Consider the following 20,199-nt stretch of genomic DNA (forward strand, 5'->3'; position numbering starts at 1 on the left):
GCAATGCTGGCGCCATGTACCCTTCGGGTTGGGCAAGCGGAGTCGGTATGGACACAATGCAGTTAGCTTTACAAAATCTTCATTTCCTGGTGGCGGAAGCCGAGCCGGTGCAGCGCCGCGCGCTCATCGAGGCGCTGGGCCAGCTGGGCGCGACCCGCGTCACCGACGTGCCCGACGGCCCCACCGCGCTGCGCACCCTGCAGGCCGGCTTCACGCCGAAGGTCGACGTCGCCATCATCGACCTGGCCCTGGGCGGCATGGACGGCCTCGAGCTGCTGCGCGCGATTGCCGCGCTCAAGTCCGCGGTAAGGCTGATCGTGATCGGCGCCCAGCCCGCCGGCGTGCTGTTTTCGGTCGAGACCCTGGCGCAATCCTACGGGGTCGACCTGCTGGGCACCATCGCCAAGCCCGTTTCCAGCGCCAAGCTGAAGGCCCTACTGGACAACTTCCAGCCGCCGGCGCGTCCGCGCAGCAACCCGACAACGCCGGCTTTCAGCTTCGCGGAAGTCGGCGTCGGCCTGCAGCAGCGCCAGTTCGAACCCTTCTTCCAGCCCAAGATCGAACTCGCCACCGGCCAGGTGAAGGGCCTCGAGACCTTCGCGCGCTGGCGCCATCCCGAGCACGGCGTGCTGGGCCCGGGCGCCTTCATCGACGCGCTGGAGCAGAACAACCGCGTCGACTTCCTCGACTGGACCATGATCGAGCTGTCGGTCGAGCGCTGCCGCCAGTTCCACGACCAGGGCATCCCGATCTCGATCTCCCTGAACCTGGCGCCGGAAACGCTGGCGAATCCCAACTTCATCCGCCAGGTGTCGTCCTGCATGAAGCGCCACGGCGTGATGCCCGACTACCTGACCTTCGAGATCACGGAAGGGTCGATCCTGAAGTTCGACGCCGACTTCATCGAACGCCTGGTGCGCCTGCGCATGATGGGCTTCGGCCTGGCGATCGACGACTACGGCACCGGGCGCTCCAACCTGCAGCTGCTGGCGCGGATTCCGTTCTCGGAGCTGAAGATCGACCGCTCGTTTGTCGATGGCGCTTCCAAAAAGCGTCCGCTTGGCACGGTGCTAAAATCTTGTCTGGGGCTGGCGCACAGCCTGGACCGGATGTCGGTGGCGGTGGGTGTCGAGACGCGCCAGGATTGGGACTTCCTGCAGGGGCTGGGGTGTACTTATGCGCAGGGCTACCATATTGCCAATCCGATGGAGGCTTCGGCGTTTCCTGATTGGCTGGAAGACTGGCGGCACTTTTTCTAAAGCCGCCACGTCATTCCCGCGAAAGCGGGAATCCATGCGTCGCGTGAACAGTGCCTCAGTATGGATTCCCGCCTTCGCGGGAATGACGGTAATGCCTTAATACTCCCGACGATCCGGCTTGATCTCCTGAAGAATGGTCGTCGAAATCTCCTCGATCGACTTGGTCGTCGACGACAGCCAGCGGATCCCCTCGCGGCGCATCAGCGTCTCGGCCTCGTTCACCTCATAGCGGCAATTCTCCAGCGACGCATATTTGCTGCCCGCACGCCGCTCGTTGCGGATCTCGGCCAGGCGTTCCGGCGTGATCGTCAAACCGAACAGCTTGTGCTTGAACTGCGGCAGCGCCGAAGGCAGCTTGCCGCGTTCGAAATCGTCCGGGATCAGCGGGTAGTTGGCGGCCTTGATCCCGTATTGCATCGCCAGGTACAGGCTGGTCGGGGTCTTGCCCGAGCGCGAGACGCCGACCAGGATCACGTCGGCATCGGCCAGGTTCTTATGCGACTGGCCGTCGTCGTGGGCCAGCGAGAAGTTGATGGCTTCGATGCGGCTCTTGTATTCCTCGCTGTCGACCACGTTGTGGATGCGGCCGATGGTGTGGGTCGACTTCACGCCCAGTTCCTGCTCGAGCGGCGCGACGAAGGTCTGGAACAGGTCCATGTGCATGCCCTGGGCGGCGCGGATCACGGCCGACAGGTCGTGCTTGACCAGGGTCGAGAACACGATGGGGCGCTGGTTGTCGCTGAGTGCGACCTCGTTGATGCGGCGCGCCGCCTCGTAGGCTTTCTCCATGGTATCGATGAAGGGCAGGCGGATCTGGCGGAAGCGCATTTCGAACTGGCTCAGCACCGCATGGCCGAAGGTTTCGGCGGTGATGCCGGTGCCGTCGGACACGAAGAAAACGGTGCGCGCGGCGTTCGGATTGGCCGGAGTGCTCAAGGAAGTCATGGTGCCTTTTTGCTAAGATGATGACGAAGTTGCAGCCAGCGCACGGTGCATTGCACAAACGCGGGTTAAAATGCTCGGCAACGGTTGTAAGGATTCTGCTGCACGGCGCGAAGAATAACAAGAACACACCGCCTTTCCAGCGAATCCGCGAAAGATTCCTATCATCAAAAAAGGTGTTTCATCATGACTAACCTGTCTACTGCAGCATTGACTCCACCCGATCCCGCGGCGGCCGGAGAAAGCGTCTACGTCGCTCCGTTCGAAAAACTGCGCATGACCGACGTCGAGTCGGTCGGCGGCAAGAATGCGTCGCTGGGCGAAATGATCAGCCAGCTGGCCGAAGCCGGCGTGCGCGTACCGGGCGGCTTTGCCACCACGGCCGATGCCTTCCGCGACTTCCTGCGCCACAGCGCCGACGGCGGTCCCTCGCTGGGCCAGCGCATCGAACTGCGCCTGGAGAACCTGAACATCGACGACACCCGCGCGCTCGCCGCCGCCGGCGCCGAAATCCGCCAGTGGATCGTCGAGACCCCGTTCCAGCCGCGTCTGGAACAGGAAATCCGCAACTTCTACGAGCGCCTGGTCGCCGATTCCGAGAGCGAGATGTCGTTCGCCGTGCGCTCGTCCGCGACTGCGGAAGACCTGCCGGACGCCTCCTTCGCCGGCCAGCAGGAGACCTTCCTGAACGTGGTCGGCATCGACAACGTGCTGGAAGCCATGAAGCACGTGTTCGCCTCGCTGTACAACGACCGCGCCATTTCGTATCGCGTCCATAAAGGCTTCACCCACGCCGAGGTCGCGCTGTCGGCCGGCGTGCAGCGCATGGTGCGCTCGGACACCGGCGCCGCCGGCGTGATGTTCACCATCGATACCGAGTCGGGCTTCAAGGACGTGGTCTTTATCACCTCCAGCTACGGCCTGGGTGAGACTGTGGTGCAGGGCGCCGTCAACCCGGACGAGTACTACGTGCACAAGCCGATGCTCGAGCAGGGCAAGAAGCCGGTCATCCGCCGCAATATCGGCTCCAAGCTGATCAAGATGGAGTTCACCAAGGAAGCCAAGGCAGGCCGCTCGGTGCAGACCGTCGACGTGCCGGTCGAGCTGCGCAACCGCTATTCGCTGAACGACGAGGAAGTGGTCGAACTGGCCAAATACGCCGTCATCATCGAGAAGCACTACGGCCGCCCGATGGACATCGAGTGGGGCAAGGACGGCCGCGACGGCAAGCTGTACATCCTGCAGGCGCGTCCGGAAACCGTGAAATCGCAGCAGAAGGCCGGCGACGCCCAGCAGCGCTTCAAGCTGAAGGGCACCGGCACCGTGCTGACCTCGGGCCGCGCGATCGGTCAGAAGATCGGCGCCGGTCCGGTCCGCGTGATCAACGACCCGTCCGAGATGGAACGCGTGCAGCCCGGCGATGTGCTGGTGGCCGACATGACCGACCCGAACTGGGAGCCGGTGATGAAGCGCGCTTCCGCGATCGTCACCAACCGCGGCGGCCGCACCTGCCACGCGGCGATCATCGCGCGTGAGCTGGGCGTGCCGGCGGTGGTCGGCTGCGGCGACGCCACCGAGACGCTGAAGGACGGCACCTTCGTGACCGTCTCCTGCGCCGAGGGCGACGAAGGCCGCATCTACGACGGCCTGCTGGAAACCGAGGTGTCGGAAGAAGTGCGCGGCGAACTGCCGCCGCTGAAGACCAAGATCATGCTCAACGTCGGCAACCCGCAACTGGCCTTCGACTTCCAGTCGGTGCCGAACGGCGGCGTCGGCCTGGCGCGTCTCGAGTTCATCATCAACAACAACATCGGCGTGCACCCGAAGGCCATCCTCGAGTACCCGAACATCGACAACGACCTGAAAAAGGCGGTCGAGTCGGTCGCGCGCGGCCACGCTTCGCCGAAGGCCTTCTACGTCGACAAGCTGGCCGAAGGCGTGGCGACCATCGCTGCCGCCTTCTGGCCGAAGCCGGTCATCGTGCGCCTGTCCGACTTCAAGTCGAACGAGTACAAGAAGCTGATCGGCGGTTCGCGCTACGAGCCGGACGAAGAAAACCCGATGCTGGGCTTCCGCGGCGCCGCCCGCTACCTGGCCGAGGACTTTGCCGAGTCCTTCGAGATGGAATGCCTGGCCATGAAGCGCGTGCGCGAAGAGATGGGCCTGACTAACGTCGAGCTGATGATCCCGTTCGTGCGCACCCTCGGCCAGGCCGAGAAGGTGATCGCGCTGCTGGCGAAGTACGGCCTGAAGCGCGGCGAGAACGGCCTGCGCGTCATCATGATGTGCGAAGTGCCTTCGAACGCGATCCTGGCCGAGCAGTTCCTGGAACACTTCGACGGCTTCTCGATCGGCTCCAACGACCTGACCCAGCTGACCCTGGGCCTGGACCGTGACTCTGGCATGGAACTGCTGGCCAAGGACTTCGACGAGCGCGATCCGGCCGTCAAGGCGATGCTGTCGCTGGCGATCAAGGCCTGCCGCGCGCAGGGCAAGTACATCGGCATCTGCGGCCAAGGGCCGTCGGATAATCCGGACTTCGCGCAGTGGCTGGTGGAGCAGGGCATCGAGTCGATGTCGCTGAATCCGGACTCGGTGATCGATACCTGGAAGAAGCTGGCGGCGATGTAAGACTGCGGCGCTGCTGAACAAACCCCGTTGGCCTGGTGCGGCCACGGGGTTTTTTTCAGCCTTCCGCCGGATGCGGGTCTGACAGAGTGTCGAGCCAGGTCAGGTAGGCCGGATCGATGTCTGCCGGCAGGCCGGCGCGGTAGGCGTGTAGCTCGGCGTCCATGCCCAGGGCTGTCCATGCGACCGGGGCCAGTCGTGCAGTCGCACTGCCGGGTGCCGCCTCGCGGATTAGTTGCTGGGTGCGGTTCCGGAACTCCGGCAGGATGTCCGATCCGTAGTCCTTTGCCTTTCCCAGGCCGGCCAGGTACATGATGCTGGCCGCCTCGCCCGCCCTGAATCGCAGCGCCATGCTCAGTGGCCAGTCGAGCATTGTCCGTTCGCCCCAAAGTGAGGACTTCGGAACGATGCCGTTTGCCGTCAGGGACAGAACCAGTGATTGTCCCAGCGCCGCGAGATAGATGTTCATGGCGGGCACGGAGGGGCGCCGGTAGAAGGCATCGGCTGGGGCGCTGCGCCCTGCGCCGAGCAGGCTGAGCAACGTCTTTTCCAGTCTCAAGACTGCCGCGCCGATGTCCTGCATGCCGCAGGTTTCGGTGCGTGTGGCAACGATCTCGCGTTTCGCGCAGTCCCACAGATGCAGCGCGATGGCGTGCTCGCCGCCTTCCCGAGCAGCGCAAGTGATCTCGCCGCTGACCACCCAGCGAAGCGTAGGCGGAACGCGGGCGAAAAGTTCCGGGCCGTCCGCGGTGCCGAAGACCACAGCGCCGCCGCCCTCGATGACTGGAATGAATGTGCTGGAGGCGAGGTCGGTCCAGTAATGCACCGCCTCGGCAAGATAGAGGGGTATTGAGCGTGTCAGTCGCCCGATTTCGTCCTCCTGCTGCACTTCGGCACCGCTAGAGTTCGACCCAAGCATGGCAAAGGCGGCAACGCCGATTTGCGGCGCTTGTTCTGCTTTTTCTTCAAACAGCCAGGAAGCATCGTGGAGTCCAAAATGCCAGATGGGGCGGCCGAGCTGACGCACTTCGATGCTGGGTTGCCCCTCGAAAGGTGTGCTGGATGACATGGCCTCGCGGAGCTGAAGAAAGGCAGCGGCAGCCTGGTCGAGGGCGGACTTGTACGGCGGCAGGTCGAGGGCGTATAGGCGGGCCAGAAGCGCCTCACCGCGCGCAAGATGACCTCTCACGTGCATGGCGCGCAGGAGGTTCAGACCGGTTTCCGGTCCATGCCGGTCCGGATCGTATTCGGGCTCGACCAGTTCAAGCGCCAGGTCGGCTCGGTCGTGATTGCCGAGATCCCCGGAGATCATCAACAGCGCCCCGGACTCGTAGGTTCCGGCGCCCAGCACTTCCTTGTAGTAGCGGAGTGCGGATTCCACGTTGCCGGTGTCCAGCGCATGGCGGGCCAGCCACAGCTGTGCGCGCCAGCTGCCGGGGACGCTCGCCACTTCCTGCAGGGCCTCCAGATACGCAGCCTCTCCGCCGCGCTCGCGCTCGGCAGCCAGCCACCACATGAGCGCGTTCTCCAGGTTTGGGCCTTTCTCGAGCGCTTGTCGCAGGATGCGCATGGCCTCTGCCTGACCGCTTTCCTCGAAAGCAACCTTGGCGAGATTGGTCAGGAGAACACCTGAGGCACCAACCCGCGCGATGGCCTCATTCAGCACCGCGCGAGATTCGGCAGGCCGGCCGTTTTTCAGCAATACGATGCCGAACAAGGTATGACTGCGCTCCGGATTCGGGTCGATCTCGACCAGGCGCCGCCCGGCGTCGAGCAGATCCCGCTCGAAACCGTCATCGAGCGCTGACATCAAGATGCTGGCCAGGGCATCCGGATCATTCCACTGCTTCAGCAATTGCGGCAGCAGCACGTTGTCGCGCCATTGGCTACGATCGATCTTCAATTCCCGTCCATATTGATCGAAGGCGGAAATCGGCTCCTGTTTCGCGGAGGAGCCCGGGGATGGTGATTGGACGTTCCGGGGCTTGAATGCAGCGAGCAAGCGTTTCAGCATAATTTCTTAAGCTCAATGGAGGGATCTGTTAGATTACGATGCAGAATTTCCACATTGCAAGCGCCTAGCGCAAAGAAGTGCTCCGAGCTGATCGGATTTGGCCTTATTGTTTTTGATATTCCTGCACCGAAGGAAACCATGGGAGCTCTCGTTGCGAAGACAAGCCTGGTAACGCCGCCCTGCATGTTCATCACCGGCGCCGCCAGCGGCATCGGCCGCGCCACCGCCATCCTGTTCGCCCAGCGCGGCTGGTTCGTCGGCTTGGCGGATATCGACGATGTCGCATTGGCCGCGCTCGCGCAGGAACTGGGCCCGCAAAACGCCTGGACCTGCCGCCTCGACGTCACCAGCGAGCAAAGCTGGGAAACCGCGCTGGCCGGCTTCGCGCGCCGCGCCGGCCGCCTCGACCTGCTGGTCAACAATGCCGGCATCCTGATCTCGGGGCCGTTCACCGCCAGTCCGCTGGCGCGCCACCATGCGCTAGTCGAAGTCAACGTCAAGGGCGTGCTGAACGGCTGCCATCTCGCTCGGCCCTACCTGCTGCGCACGCCGGGCGCGCGCGTGATCAACCTGTCCTCCGCGTCGGCCGAGTACGGCCAGGCCTCGCTGGCAACCTATTCGGCGACCAAGTTCGCGGTACGCGGCCTGACCGAGGCCCTGAACGTCGAATGGCAGGCGGACGGGATCCGCGTGATGGACGTGATGCCGCTGTTCGTGCGCACGGCGATGGTGGACGGGATCGATGCGGCCAGCGTGCGCCGGCTCGGCGTGAAGCTCACGCCCGAGGACGTGGCGCAGGTGGTCTGGCGCGCTGCGTGCTACCGCGGCTTCGGCAAGGTGCACTGGCCGGTCGGCTGGATGGCGCGCCTCATGCACGCTCTGGGCGGGATGGGGCCGGACCGGGTCAGCCGTTTTGTCGCCAGCCGGCTCGCGACCTGAGAGCAGCTCTACGCTTGCGGTTGCAGCGCAATCACCGCCATCCCCGCCAGCGCCAGGCCGGCTCCGATCAGGTCGAAGCGCGTGAGCGCAATGCCGTCGACGAACCGAAGCCACAGCAGCGCCACCGCGATGTACATGCCGCCATAGGCCGCATAGGTACGGCCGGCCGCGGCCGGGTGCAGGGTCAGGAGCCAGGCGAACAGCGCCAGCGACAGCGCTGCCGGCAATAGCAGCCAAGCGCTCCTGCCGGCCTTGAGCACCAGCCAGGGCAGGTAGCAGCCGAGGATTTCCGCCAGCGCGGTGAGGGCGAACAGGCTTGCGAACTTGACGAGTACGGGCATGTGAAGCTAAGGCTAAACGATTTATGCCATTTTAACCGGCAGTTCGCGCGCATCGGCCACCGCATTGCGGCCGCTGGCCTTGGCCGCATAGAGGGCAGCGTCGGCGCGAGACAGCATGGCGTCGATGCTCTCGCCGGTGGCGAGCGTGGCGGCGCCGATGCTGACCGTATAGCCGGCGGCGATGCCCGACGCGCTATCCGCCGGCCGCTCCAGGCCAAGGCGCAGGCGCTCGGCCACCAGCATCGCGGTGTCGGCGCCGGTATCCGGCAGCAGCACGGCGAATTCCTCGCCGCCCAAGCGGGCCACGGTGTCGATGCTGCGCACCACCGCGCCGGTCCGCTCGACGATATCGACCAGCACCCGGTCGCCGGCCGCATGGCCGTGGGTGTCGTTGATGCGCTTGAAATGGTCGACGTCGAACAGCAGCAGCGACAGCGGATTCCGGCTGCGCAGTGCGCGCGCCTGTTCGCGCGCGGCCAGTTCGAAGAAGGCGCGGCGCGAGCGGGCGCCGGTCAGGTGGTCGTGGTCGGCGGCGTGCCGGGCGCGCGCGATCAGCTCGGCGTTCGCCATCATCACCGCCCCCAGGGTCAGCGCCGGCAGGGACAGGGCGCCGGCCGAGAAGAACACCATGCTGATGACCGCATCTTCCCAGGGCAGGGGCATGCCGGCGGCCTGCGCGCCGTAGACGATCGCGCGCACCATCTGGACGGCGGCGTTGGCATAGGCCGCGCAGATGGTGAACACGACCGGATAGCGCCGTCCCGGGCGCGCCAGCTGCGGCCGCAGCACCACGCCCATTTCCACGCACAGGGCGCCGTGCAGGATGGCCATCGCCACGACCCGTCCGGCAATGGAATCGACGCCGTGGTGCAGCACCAGGATCGCGGCCAGGCCCAGCGCGACGCAGACGCCAAGGCGGCGCCACGGCACGGCCAGGCCGAGGTGGCGGCGGTAACCTGCCAGCATGCATACCGTGGTGCCCAGCAGCAGGGTGTTCGCGACCTCGATCGACAGCAGGTCCGGCACCGCACCGCGCGCCGCGAACAGCGGCAGCGAGACCACCGCCATCGCGTTGGCCGCGGACCATTCGCGGATGCCGCGGGCGCCGCTCTTCTTCAGTGAGGACAGGACGAGGAGCATGACGGCGGACAGCGCCATGGTCAGCAGCAGCAGGCTTACGACGATCAACATAATTTCTCTATGGTATCAAATATTTACGTAAAACCCTATTTGCATGTCGGATTTTTGGTCGTTGACACCTTGTCTAGACGAGGTAGACTGCGCTTGTTGTCATACCGAAAACACAAGGAGGAGATCATGGCCGAATGGATGGGCTGGCTCGTTGCAGCCGGCGTGCTCGTGATCCTGGAGCTGTTCACCGGGACGTTCTACCTGTTGATGATCGCCATCGGACTGGCGGTCGGCGGTCTTGCGGCCCTGGCCGGAACAAGCGGACCCATGCAGACGATCGCCGCGGCCGTGATCGGCGTGCTGGCGACGGCCCTGCTGCACCGCTCGCGCTTCGGCCGGCCGGCGCGCAGCGATGCGACCCGCGACCGTAACGTGAACCTCGACATCGGCCAGCGCGTGAGCGTGCCGGCCTGGGACAACGGCCGTGCCCGCGTGATGTACCGCGGCGCGCTGTGGGACGTCGAGCTGGGCCAGGACGCCACGCCGCTGGCCGGCGACTTCCGCATCGTCGAGGTGCAGGGCAGCCGCCTCGTCGTCGCCAACTCCTGATTCATCAGTTTTGCTACAAACATAACCAGATATATAAGGGATGCTCATGGAATTATCATTCGGCACGGTTGCACTGGTCATCTTCATCGTCGCGCTGGTCTTCGTGTTCAAGACCATCAATGTGGTGCCCCAGCAGCATGCCTGGGTGGTCGAGCGGCTCGGCAAGTACCACGCCACGCTGGCACCGGGGCTGAACATCGTCGTGCCCTTCATCGACCGCATCGCCTACAAGCACAGCCTGAAGGAGATCCCGCTCGACGTGCCGCCCCAGGTCTGCATCACCCGCGACAACACCCAGCTGCAGGTGGACGGCATCCTGTACTTCCAGGTGACCGACGCGATGCGCGCGTCCTACGGCTCGTCGAACTTCATCACGGCAATCACCCAGCTGGCCCAGACCACGCTGCGCTCGGTGATCGGCAAGATGGAGCTGGACAAGACCTTCGAGGAGCGCGACCACATCAACACCACCATCGTCAACGCGATCGACGAATCGGCCGCCAACTGGGGCGTGAAGGTGCTGCGCTACGAGATCAAGGACCTGACCCCGCCGGCCGAGATTCTGCATGCGATGCAGCGCCAGATCACCGCCGAGCGCGAGAAGCGCGCCTTGATTGCCGCCTCCGAAGGCCGGCGCCAGGAAGCGATTAACATCGCCAGCGGCGAGCGCGAGGCGGCCATTGCCCGTTCCGAAGGCGAGAAGCAGGCCGCCATCAACCGCGCGCAGGGCGAGGCGACCGCCATCGTCGCGCTGGCCGACGCCAGTGCCACCGCGCTGCGCCAGGTCGGCGACGCGATCCGCAGCCCGGGCGGCATGGACGCCGTCAACCTGCGCGTGGCCGAGGAATACGTCGACGCCTTCGGCAAGCTGGCCAAGACCAATAATTCCATCATCGTTCCGGCGGACCTCGGCAATATGAGTGGGCTGATCGCCAGCGCGCTGCAGATCGTCAAGGCCGAACGTTGAAGGCTGCGGTGACGCGGGTTGTCGTCGTCACCGGCGGCTCGGACGGCATCGGCGCCGAGATCGCGCGCCAGCTGGCAGCCAGGGACGGCGCCGGCCTCGCGCTGGTGCTGGCCGCCCGCGACCGGGACAAGCTGGAGCAGGTGGCCGGCCAGTGCACGGCCCTCGGCGCACAGGCCCTGGCCGTGCCGACCGACGTCGGCGATCAGGCCCAGTGCCGCCATCTGATCGATGCCACGGTGGCGCGTTTCGGCCGCATCGACGTCCTGATCAACAATGCCGGCCGCTCGGCGCATGCGCTGTTCGACGAGGTCCCGGACCTGGGCTGGTATGAGGAACTCATGCGCATCAACCTGTGGGGCAGCGTGTGGTGCACGCAGGCCGCCTTGCCGCAGCTGAAGGTGACGCGCGGACGGATCGTCGCCGTCTCCTCGCTGGCCGGGCTGATCGGCGTGCCGGGGCGGACCGCCTACAGCGCCAGCAAATTCGCCATGACCGGCTTCTTCGAGGCGCTGCGCGCGGAACTGAAAGGCGCCGGCGTCTCGGTGACGATCGCCTACCCGGGCGTGGTCGATACCCGGATCCGCTACCGCGGCTTCAATGCGCTGGGCCAGGAGATGGGTACGAGCGGGCTGCGCGAGGAGGGCGCGATGACGGTGCATGAATGCGCGCGCCTGATCGTCGACGGCATGGAGAAGCGCAAGCGCGAAGTCGTGATGACGGGCAAGGGCAAGCTCGGCAGGTTGCTTAAACTGATCGCTCCCGGCCTGGTCGAGAAAATGGCTTTGGCCGCCCTCAAGGACGACGTCCGGCCGCACTGATCGCTGTGGCCGGGACAAGGAGCCAGGATGAACACAACCCCCGCCACCGCTTACTTCCCGATGACGCCCACCCGGCTGGTCACCTGCATATTGATGCTGATGATCGGCGTCGGCCTGGGTGAGGGCGACTTCGCCACCCGCGCTTCGCATCCGGCCCTGTATCCGATGGTGGGCCTGATCGTCGGCTACATCTGCTTCCTGTGGTTGCGTAGCGATAGCGATGCGCGCGGACTCGCCCGTTCGCGCCTGCTGGGGATGGCGATGGTCGTGCTCCCGCTGGCTGCGGCCCCATATTATCTGCTGCGCAGCCGGGACGCGGCCGGACGCGGACCCGCGCTGGGCGCTTTTGCCGGCCTGCTGATCCTGATGCCGCTGGCGTATTGCGTGGGTATCGGCATCTACCTCGCAATCCGCTACGCCGGCAGCTAGACAGGCCGCCGCCTCAACTCATCTGTTCTGAAACAGAGCAGCAAACTCAGGCACAAGCAGCACAAATACTGCTCAGTTTCTGCGCGCTTTTCCGGATTCCCGGCTGCCTCTGCCCTTGATGCGCGCTGGGTACGCTTATTGCCTTGTTAGGGATGCGTCGGCCTTGTGTCGATCCCCAATCATAACGAGGAGAAAGCGATGAAAAGAACGCTCATGCTGGGCCTGCTTGCCGCTGCCACCGTACCTCCCGCCCTGGCAGTCGACATCAAGGCCGGCGACTGGACCGTCAACGTCGGCGGCAACGTCAATGCCTATTACACGCTGGTCAGGTGCAAGGGCGGTTTCGACAGCGGGGTGGCGCTGGCCGGGCGCACCCTCGGCTGCGGCGGCGAGGACCGCCGCACGACCATCGGCAACGGCCTGCTGCCGAGCTCTCTGGTGACCACCGCCACCACCAGCCAGGGCGGCTGGGACGTCAAGGCGCTGATCGGCATCTACGTCGCCACCGCCACCGACAGTGCGATCGCCCAGAACAGCGAAGTCGACGTGCGCCAGGCCTTCTTCAGCTTCGGCCGGCCGGACTTCGGCACCGTCAAGCTGGGGCGCGACTACGGCCTGTTCGGCTTCCGTGCGATCACCACCGACATGACGATCCAGGGCATCGGCGCTCCGGTGCAGGCCACCCAGCGCGGCCGTGTCTCGCTAGGTCACATCGGCGCCGGCTACGCTTACCCGAACCATTACGGTCAAATCGTCTACTCGGCGCCATCCATGCTGCCTTACGGGATCGGCCTCGATGTCGGCCTGATGAGCCCGATTTCCGACACGCCCATCGTCGCGGCCTCGCGTTATTCGGCCAAGTCGACGCCCCAGGTGCAGCTGCAGCTGACCGGCGCCTTCGGCCCGGCCAAGGGCTGGCTGGGCTACAAGACCCAGCACTTCGAAACCGTCGATCCGGCCGCTTTCAGCAATTTCCGCATGAATGCCGTCGAAGTCGGCGCGACCATGGACTACGAGCAGTTCGCTTTCCTGGTCAACTTCCAGCGCGGCAAAGGCCTGGGTCTGCTGTCGGATGCCGACCAGGCCAACGTCAAGTCGACCCACTGGTTCCTGCAGGCGATGTATAAGGCCGACGAGAGGCTCAAGGTCGGCCTCAACTATGGACGCAGCAGGAACAGCGACAACGGCCCCGGCACCGGCGGGCTGAAGGAGAACGCCAACTACACGCTCGGCGCCTACTATGGCTTGAACAAGTACGTGACCCTGGTCGGCGAGCTGGGCCGCACGCGCTCCAAAGGTTTCACCGGCGGGTCCAGCCACATGAACGGCGTCTCCGTCGGCGGGGTCATCAACTTCTGAACATGACCCTCAGAAGTCGACCGTGGCCGAGACCGTGAAGGTCCGCGGCGCGCCCAGCACCAGGTAGCCGGCGCCCGGATAGCCGCCCGCCGAGGCCCAGTAGTTGCGGTCGAAGGCGTTGTCGACGCGCGCGCGCAAGGTCACGTCGCGGTCCATCACGCGGGTGAGGTAGTTCGCGCCCAGGTCGAAGCGGGTCCAGGACGGCAGCTGCTGGGTGTTGGCGGCGTCCGCGTACTGCTTCGCCGTGTAGACGGCGCGCGCGTTCAGCGACAGCCCCGGCACCGCGGCAATGTCCCACTCGCCGCCCAGGTTCAGCTGGGTCTTCGGCACGCCGATCGCGTCCTTGCCCTGGTTGAGGGCGCCGGCGGTGCGGCGCTGCTCGGCGTCCAGCAGAGTCAGGCCGCCCAGCACGCGCAGGCCCTTGGCCGGCATGCCGAATACCGACAGTTCGAGGCCGCGGTTGCGCTGCTCGCCGAAGATGCCGAACACGTTGTTCTGCACATAGCCCAGTGGCTGCGACACCGTGAACAGGGCGGCGGTCATGCCCAGCTTGCCGCTGTCGTACTTGACGCCGACTTCCTTCTGGCGCGAGGTATAGGGCGCGAACACCTGGCTCTGGTTGGCCAGCACCACGCCGAAGGCGGAGGCGGTTGGGCCCTGCTGCAGGGCCTCGGCATAGTTCGCGTACAGCGACAGGTTCTTCATCGGCTTATAGACAATGCCGGCCAGCGGGGTGTTGGCGCTTTCGTCGTAGCCCGCGTTCTGCACGCCGCTGCTGTAGTCGTAGCTGTAGTCCTTGATGCGCTGGCGGCGGATGCCGACCGTCAGCAGCAGTGTGTCGTCCAGCATGGACATCGAGTCGGCCACGGCGTAGCTGCCGAGGATGGACTTGTGGGTCAGCAGCGGGTGCGCCATCGAACCGCCGGTGAAGAAGGTGGGCGAGGGCGCGGCCACGTCGACGGGGCGGTACAAATTGGTCGACCAGCCGGCGAAGTCGCTCAGGCCGTAGGCATTGAAGGACTTCAGTTCGAAGGCCGAGGCGGTCGCGCTGATGGTGTGCTTGACCGGGCCGGTGACCAGTTCGCCGCGCACGCCGACTTCACCGGTCTGGTTCCGGTCCTTGCGCTGGTTGTCGAAGCGGCCCATGTTCAGGCCGCCGGCGTTGTCCGTGGTGGTGGTCGTGGTCAGCGCATTGAACTCGCTGCCGTTACGGGCGCCGAAGGCGGCCCAGGCGACCGTATTCGGGGCCAGGTCGACTTCACCGCGCAGGGTGCCGAAGGTATCGCGTTCGAGCGAGCGGGTCCAGGGCTGGGCGAAGTTGTGGCTCGCGTCCGGTGCGCTCGGCACGCGCAGGCCGGCGCCGACCGTCACGCTGGGGCGGGCGTTATCCAGCATGTGCTCCTGGAAGCCGACGTCGGCCGACAGGCGGTAGTTGCGGCCGCGATAGTCCAGGCCCACGGACAGTACGTTCAGCTCGCGCTTCTCGCGGTCGACGGCGGTGTCGCCGTCGCGGTGCACGGCATTCACGCGGATGCCGGCGCGATCCTGTTCGCCGAAGCGGCGCGCGACATCGAAGGAACCGACTATTTGACCGCCCGACTCCGTGCCCAGGGTCACCTGGTTGAGCGGGTGGTTGGGCGCGCGCTTCGGCACCAGGTTGACCGAACCGCCGATGCCGCCGCCGCCCGGGGCCGCACCGTTGATGAAGCTATTGGCGCCGCGGAGGATCTCGACGCGCTCGAGCAGCTCGGAAGCCACGAACTGGCGCGGCAGCAGGCCATACAGGCCGTTGTAGGCCATGTCGTCGGAATTCACGGCGAAGCCGCGGATCACGTACAGCTCCTGGAAGTTGCCGAAGCCGCGCGCCACGCGCACCGACGGGTCGTTCTGGACCACGTCGGCCACGCTGCGCGCCTGCTGGTCCTGGATCAGGGCCTGGGTGTAGTTGGTGGCGTTGAACGGCGCGTCCATGATGTCGGCGTTGCCCAGCAGGCCGAGACGGCCGCCGCGCGCGACCTGGCCGCCCGCATAGCTCGACGACAGGCCCTGGGCCGACGCATCGGCCGAGGCGCTCACGACCACGGTGGCGATGCCCGGCTGGGAAGCCTGGACGGTTTGCGCTTCCTGGGCCTGGGCGCAGGAGACGGCGAAGAGCAGGGCGGCGGTGGCGAGCGGAGTCAGTTTGCAGTGCATGGTGTGTTTTTCTTCTTGAGCTTTGATGAGAATGATTCGCATTATACCCAGCGTGCTTGATTCCGTAAATGAGAACTATTATTATCTAGCCCCATGTCCCCCGTCTCCCTCCGCCGCTGGTCCTGGATCCATAAATGGAGCAGCCTGGTCTGCACCGTCTTCATGCTGCTGCTCTGCCTGACCGGCCTGCCGCTCATCTTTAACCACGAGATCGGGCAGCTGCTGGGCAACGAGGTCGAGCCGCCGGCGCTGCCGGCCGCGCAGGCGGGAGCGACCCCGCCGCGCGCCAGCCTGGACCGCGTGATCGCCGCCGGCAAGGCGCGCTATCCGGACAAAGTCATGATGTACATGTCGCAGGAAGCCGACCAGCCGGCCCTGTGGTTCCTGACCATGGGCGCGAATCCGACCGACCCGCACTTCGTCTCGATCGCCATCGACGCGCGCACCGCGCAGTACGTGGCCGAGCCGCCGATCGAAGGCGGCAAGGTGATGGCCTTCCTGTTCCACCTGCACGTCGACCTGTTCGCCGGCGTGGCGGGCAAGCTGTTCCTGGGCTGCATGGGCCTGCTGCTGCTGGTGGCGGTCGTCTCCGGCGTGGTGCTGTACGCGCCCTTCATGCGCAAGCTCGAATTCGGCGCCGTCCGCCATGGCCGCACCGCGCGCCTGAAATGGCTGGACCTGCACAACCTGCTCGGCATCGTGACCCTGGTCTGGACCCTGGTGGTGGGCGCCACCGGCGTCGTCAACACCCTGGCCGACGTGCTGCTGCAGTACTGGCAGGCGACCGAGATCGCGGCCATGGTCAAGCCGAAGGAAGGAGAAATGCGAGGCCAGCCGCCGTTGAACGAGCTGGCCTCGATGGAGCAAAGCGTGGCGCGCGCGCAGGCGCTGCAGCCGGGCATGCGGGTCGGCTTCGTCGCCTTCCCGGGCACGCCTTTCGCGAGCTCCCACCATTACGGCATCTACATGCACGGCGACCAGGCGCTGACCGCGAAACTGTACAAGCCGGTGCTGGTCGATGCGGGCACGGGCCAGGTGACCGACCAGCGCACGCTGCCCTGGTATCTGAGCACACTGCTGCTGTCGCAGCCGCTGCACTTCGGCGACTACGGCGGGGCGGGCATGAAGTTCCTGTGGGCGCTGCTCGACCTGGCGACCATCGTGGTGCTGGGCAGCGGCTTGTACCTGTGGTTGAAGCGCGGGCGGGCTGCTGCGAAAACCAGGACAGCCGTCGCCGCCGAGCCGGCGCCGCAGCCTGCGCTGGTCCGTGAAGGGGAGCCGCGATGACGGCCATTCGTCGCCTGTGGGGCATGCCGATCCTGCTCGGCGTGCTGACTGCGATCGGCCTGGTGGCCGGGCTGCTGGGCGATGGCTGGTGGGATGTGGTGTCGGTGATCGGGCTGGGGATTCCGGTGCTGGTCGGCGCCTGGCACATGTTCAAGCCGGTGATCCGTCGGCAGTGAACGCGGGCACGGGGTGCCCGCCCTGCGGTAGGGTGGGCACCCCGTGCCCACGTCCCCGCGCGACATGCATATCTTTGGTTTAATTTTCTATTAAGCATCAGCACATCAATACAGCGTATAAACCGGGGTAACAACCAACCGAGGAGCCCCCGTGAAGAACTTCGTCCGCAACAACAAAGGCTTTCTGGCCTTCCTGCTCCTGTTCGGCGTGTTCCGCACCGCGGTGGCGGACTGGAACCCGATTCCCTCGGCCTCGATGCACCCGAACCTGCTGGAAGGCGACGTCGTGCTGGTGAACCGCATGGCCTTCGACCTCAAGGTGCCGCTGACCGACATGGTGCTGGCCCACATGGGCGAACCGGCGCGCGGCGACATCGTCACCTTCCGCTCGCCCAAGGACGGCACGCTGCTGATCAAGCGCCTGGTGGCGCTGCCCGGCGACACCGTCGAGATGCGCAACGAGCGCCTCTACATCAACGGCAAGGGCGCCGACTACGACGTCGTGGCGGAGTCGCTGGACTCGATCCAGGGCTCGACCCTGCGCGCGCTGCAGCTGTCCGAATCGATCGAAGGCGGCAAGGGCCAGCGCCGCCACATCCAGGTGCTGCCGGACGTGGTGGCGCCGCGCACCTTCGGCCCGTTGCGGGTGCCGAGCGGCGAATATCTGATGCTGGGCGATAACCGCGACAACAGCGCCGACTCGCGCGTGATCGGCCTGGTGCCGCGCAAGCTGCTGATCGGCCGCGCCGAGCGCGTGCTGGTGTCCGCCGACTACCAGGGCAACTGGATGCCGCGCACCGAGCGTTTCGGGATGTCTCTGTATCGACCCAACTGAAACGCCGTACAATCTCGCCTTTCGAGACATGGAAGGCGAAGTAGATGCAAAGACTGTTGACGGTGATCCTGGCCTGCCTGGGTATGGTGGGTGCGCTGGCGATCGATACCTATCTCCCTTCCATTCCCGCGATCGGGCGCGCCTTCGAGGTTGGCCCGGTCGCCGTGCAGCAGACCCTGAGCGTGTTCCTGTTCACGTTCGCGTTCATGATGCTGTTCCACGGGACCCTCTCCGATTCCTTCGGCCGCCGCCCCGTGATCCTGGTAGCGCTCGTCATCTACACCTTCGGTTCGATCGGCGCCGCGCTGGCGCCCAGCTTCGGCTGGCTGCTGGCCTTCCGCGCGCTGCAGGGCCTGGCGGCGGGCGCCGGCTCCGTGATCGGCCAGGCCATCGTGCAGGACCGCTTCAGCGGCGCCCAGGCGCAGAAGATGATGTCCCACATCATGATGGTGTTCGGCCTGGCGCCGGCCATCGCGCCGGTGCTGGGCGGCTGGCTGCACGTGAACTTCGGCTGGCGCGCCACCTTCTGGTTCCTGGCCATGTTCGGCGCGCTGATGCTGCTGGTCTGCTGGCGCCTGCTGCCCGAGAGCCTGCCGCGCGAGAAGCGCCACGCCTTCCATGGCATCGCCATCGCCCGCAACTACCTGAAGGTGCTGGGCCATCCGCAGTTCCTGCTGCTCTCGCTGTCGGTGGGCCTGGCCTTCGGCGGCCTGTCGCTGTACATCGGTTCGGCGGCCAACTTCGTGATGGAGATCCTGCACCTGCCGGAGACCGCCTTCGCCTGGATGTTCATCCCCCTGATCAGCGGCATGGTGATCGGCTCTGCCTGGGGCGGCAAGCGCGCTGCTACCCACAAGCCGGCGACGATGCGTGCAATCGGTTTCGGCCTGATGGCCCTGGCCTGCGTGCTGAACGTCGGCTACACCGCCTGGGCGCACGACGCCGTGACCGTGCCCTGGGCTGTGCTGCCGCTGATGGTCTACACCTTCGGCCTCGCGGTGGCGATGCCGGCGATCCAGGTTGCGGCGCTGGGCCTGTTCCCGGAAAACCGCGGCCTGGCGGCCTCGATGCTGGCCTTTATCCAGATGATGTCCTTCGCGCTGGTGTCGGGCCTGGTGGCGCCCATCCTGTTCGGCAGCGCCTTCAGGCTGGCCTGCGGCGTGGCGGTCGGCCTCGCCGCCAGCTATGCGGCGGTGCGCCTGGCCGGGCTGTTTGCGCGGGACGTGCATATCCAAAAGTGATTTGCAGGCGAGGGCGCTGCCGGTAGACTGGAACGATCGCTATTCCGGAGACCGACATGTCCACGCTTGCCCGCAGCCTCGTCCTGGCTGCCTCCCTGTTCGCCGGCGCGGCCCATGCGCAGACCCCGGTCGGCGACTACCACCAGCATGTCTTCAGCGACGAGGACATCAAACTGGCCGGTCCGAAAACCAGCCTGCAGCCGCTGGACGCGAAGGACGTCGTCGCGCTGCTCGACACTGCCGGCATCCGCAAGGCCACGCTGCTCTCGCTCGCTTACATGGTTGGCAAGCCGGGGCGCCAGGTCGAGGATGAACTGGGCGCGGTCAGGCGCGAGAACGACTGGACTGCCGCCCAGGCCGCGCGCTACCCGGACCGCCTGGTCGCCTTCTGCAGCTTCAACCCGCTGAAGGACTACGCGGTCGGGGAACTCAAGCGCTGCGCAGCCACGCCTGGCCTGGCGCGCGGCATCAAGCTCCATTTCGGGAATTCGGACATCCAGCTCGAGGATCCGGCCCACGTCGCGCGCCTGCGCGAGGTCTTCGCCGCCGCCAATGTGGCGAAGCTGGCGATCGTCGTCCACATGCGCGCCAGCATCAGCAAGGGCCGGCCCTACGGCGCCCGCGAGGCCAGGATCTTCATCGAGAAGCTGCTGCCGGCCGCCCCCGATGTGACGGTGCAGGTGGCGCACTTCGCCGGCACCGGTCCGGGCTACGAGGATCCGCCGGCGCGCGAGGCGATGGCGGTGTTCGCGGCGGCCATGGCCCAGCACGACCCGCGCACCCGCAATCTGTGGTTCGACGTTGCCTCGATCGTCGACCGCGACATCAAGCCGGAACTGGCGAAGCAGGTGGCGGACATGATCCGCCAGGTGGGGCCGGGCAAGGTGCTGTACGGGACGGATTCGGCGCAGGGCGGCAACCTGCGCCCGCGCGAATCCTGGGACGCCTTCCGCAAGCTGCCGCTCACGGAGGCCGAATTCGCGCAGATCGCCGCCAACGTGCCGCCTTACTTCCGCTGAAGCGAAAGCGTA

18 protein-coding genes are annotated in these 20,199 nt (G+C 65.9%); 13 read left to right on the forward strand and 5 right to left on the reverse strand.

The annotated features are described in order from the left end of the window. Positions 1-47 precede the first annotated feature (47 nt). Positions 48-1,259 carry an EAL domain-containing response regulator gene (locus AC07PE_RS10050; protein ID WP_498763755.1) on the forward strand — a complete coding sequence of 404 codons (1,212 nt, stop codon included), beginning with the start codon at positions 48-50 and terminating at the stop codon, positions 1,257-1,259. A gap of 96 nt (positions 1,260-1,355) precedes the next feature. Here the strand turns inward: AC07PE_RS10050 and ppsR are convergent, their stop codons facing one another. Beyond that, on the reverse strand, positions 1,356-2,204 hold the full coding sequence (ppsR, locus tag AC07PE_RS10055; protein ID WP_498763757.1) for a posphoenolpyruvate synthetase regulatory kinase/phosphorylase PpsR: 849 nt from the start codon (positions 2,202-2,204) through the stop codon (positions 1,356-1,358). 183 nt (positions 2,205-2,387) lie between these two features. Between ppsR and ppsA the strand changes: the two genes are divergently transcribed. After that, positions 2,388-4,832, forward strand: a complete 2,445-nt coding sequence (gene ppsA / locus AC07PE_RS10060; protein WP_498763759.1) for a phosphoenolpyruvate synthase — start codon at positions 2,388-2,390, stop codon at positions 4,830-4,832. Between the two features lie 55 nt (positions 4,833-4,887). On the opposite strand, the gene AC07PE_RS10065 is transcribed toward ppsA, so the two are convergent. Next, positions 4,888-6,843, reverse strand: coding sequence for a tetratricopeptide repeat protein (locus AC07PE_RS10065; protein ID WP_498763761.1), 1,956 nt, complete (start codon positions 6,841-6,843; stop codon positions 4,888-4,890). Positions 6,844-6,981: 138 nt separating this feature from the next. Here AC07PE_RS10065 and AC07PE_RS10070 point away from each other — a divergent pair, with 138 nt between their 5' ends. After that, the gene (locus AC07PE_RS10070) at positions 6,982-7,782 is read left to right on the forward strand and encodes an SDR family oxidoreductase (protein ID WP_498763763.1); all 801 of its coding nucleotides are present in this window, start codon (positions 6,982-6,984) and stop codon (positions 7,780-7,782) included. Positions 7,783-7,790: 8 nt separating this feature from the next. On the opposite strand, the gene AC07PE_RS10075 is transcribed toward AC07PE_RS10070, so the two are convergent. Continuing rightward, complete coding sequence (locus AC07PE_RS10075) at positions 7,791-8,123, reverse strand: YnfA family protein (protein ID WP_498763765.1); 333 nt, start codon at positions 8,121-8,123, stop codon at positions 7,791-7,793. 21 nt (positions 8,124-8,144) lie between these two features. Continuing rightward, positions 8,145-9,314: a GGDEF domain-containing protein gene (locus AC07PE_RS10080; protein ID WP_498763767.1), complete on the reverse strand. Its 1,170-nt coding sequence runs from the start codon at positions 9,312-9,314 to the stop codon at positions 8,145-8,147. Between the two features lie 126 nt (positions 9,315-9,440). On the opposite strand from AC07PE_RS10080, the gene AC07PE_RS10085 reads away from it, so the two are divergent. The 5 genes from AC07PE_RS10085 to AC07PE_RS10105 all read left to right on the forward strand — a co-directional run bounded on the left by AC07PE_RS10085 (position 9,441) and on the right by AC07PE_RS10105 (position 13,436). Beyond that, positions 9,441-9,863, forward strand: coding sequence for an NfeD family protein (locus AC07PE_RS10085; RefSeq protein ID WP_498763769.1), 423 nt, complete (start codon positions 9,441-9,443; stop codon positions 9,861-9,863). Between the two features lie 46 nt (positions 9,864-9,909). Further along, positions 9,910-10,830 carry an SPFH domain-containing protein gene (locus tag AC07PE_RS10090; RefSeq protein WP_498763771.1) on the forward strand — a complete coding sequence of 307 codons (921 nt, stop codon included), beginning with the start codon at positions 9,910-9,912 and terminating at the stop codon, positions 10,828-10,830. Positions 10,831-10,838: 8 nt separating this feature from the next. Then, entirely contained in the window at positions 10,839-11,648 is an 810-nt protein-coding gene (locus AC07PE_RS10095; RefSeq protein ID WP_498763773.1) for an SDR family oxidoreductase, read from the forward strand. 27 nt (positions 11,649-11,675) lie between these two features. Then, positions 11,676-12,077, forward strand: coding sequence for a hypothetical protein (locus tag AC07PE_RS10100; protein ID WP_498763775.1), 402 nt, complete (start codon positions 11,676-11,678; stop codon positions 12,075-12,077). 198 nt (positions 12,078-12,275) lie between these two features. Further along, positions 12,276-13,436 carry a porin gene (locus AC07PE_RS10105; RefSeq protein ID WP_498763777.1) on the forward strand — a complete coding sequence of 387 codons (1,161 nt, stop codon included), beginning with the start codon at positions 12,276-12,278 and terminating at the stop codon, positions 13,434-13,436. Positions 13,437-13,445: 9 nt separating this feature from the next. Here the strand turns inward: AC07PE_RS10105 and AC07PE_RS10110 are convergent, their stop codons facing one another. Further along, entirely contained in the window at positions 13,446-15,629 is a 2,184-nt protein-coding gene (locus AC07PE_RS10110; protein WP_498763779.1) for a TonB-dependent receptor, read from the reverse strand. A gap of 93 nt (positions 15,630-15,722) precedes the next feature. Between AC07PE_RS10110 and AC07PE_RS10115 the strand changes: the two genes are divergently transcribed. The 5 genes from AC07PE_RS10115 (at position 15,723) to AC07PE_RS10135 (ending at position 20,187) form a co-directional block, all read left to right on the forward strand. After that, positions 15,723-16,916: a PepSY-associated TM helix domain-containing protein gene (locus AC07PE_RS10115; protein WP_498763781.1), complete on the forward strand. Its 1,194-nt coding sequence runs from the start codon at positions 15,723-15,725 to the stop codon at positions 16,914-16,916. Further along, on the forward strand, positions 16,913-17,092 hold the full coding sequence (locus tag AC07PE_RS10120) for a hypothetical protein (protein WP_498763783.1): 180 nt from the start codon (positions 16,913-16,915) through the stop codon (positions 17,090-17,092). Before AC07PE_RS10115 ends, AC07PE_RS10120 begins: the two co-directional genes overlap by 4 nt. A 151-nt stretch (positions 17,093-17,243) precedes the next feature. Beyond that, complete coding sequence (lepB, locus tag AC07PE_RS10125) at positions 17,244-17,927, forward strand: signal peptidase I (RefSeq protein ID WP_498763785.1); 684 nt, start codon at positions 17,244-17,246, stop codon at positions 17,925-17,927. A 44-nt stretch (positions 17,928-17,971) separates the two neighbouring features. Beyond that, a complete protein-coding gene (locus tag AC07PE_RS10130; RefSeq protein WP_498763788.1) occupies positions 17,972-19,168 on the forward strand; it encodes a multidrug effflux MFS transporter in 1,197 nt (398 codons plus the stop codon). A 56-nt stretch (positions 19,169-19,224) separates the two neighbouring features. Then, positions 19,225-20,187 carry an amidohydrolase family protein gene (locus AC07PE_RS10135; protein WP_498763790.1) on the forward strand — a complete coding sequence of 321 codons (963 nt, stop codon included), beginning with the start codon at positions 19,225-19,227 and terminating at the stop codon, positions 20,185-20,187. Positions 20,188-20,199: the final 12 nt, after the last annotated feature.

It is taken from the genome of Telluria sp. GW821-FHT07G12 (assembly GCF_059418525.1).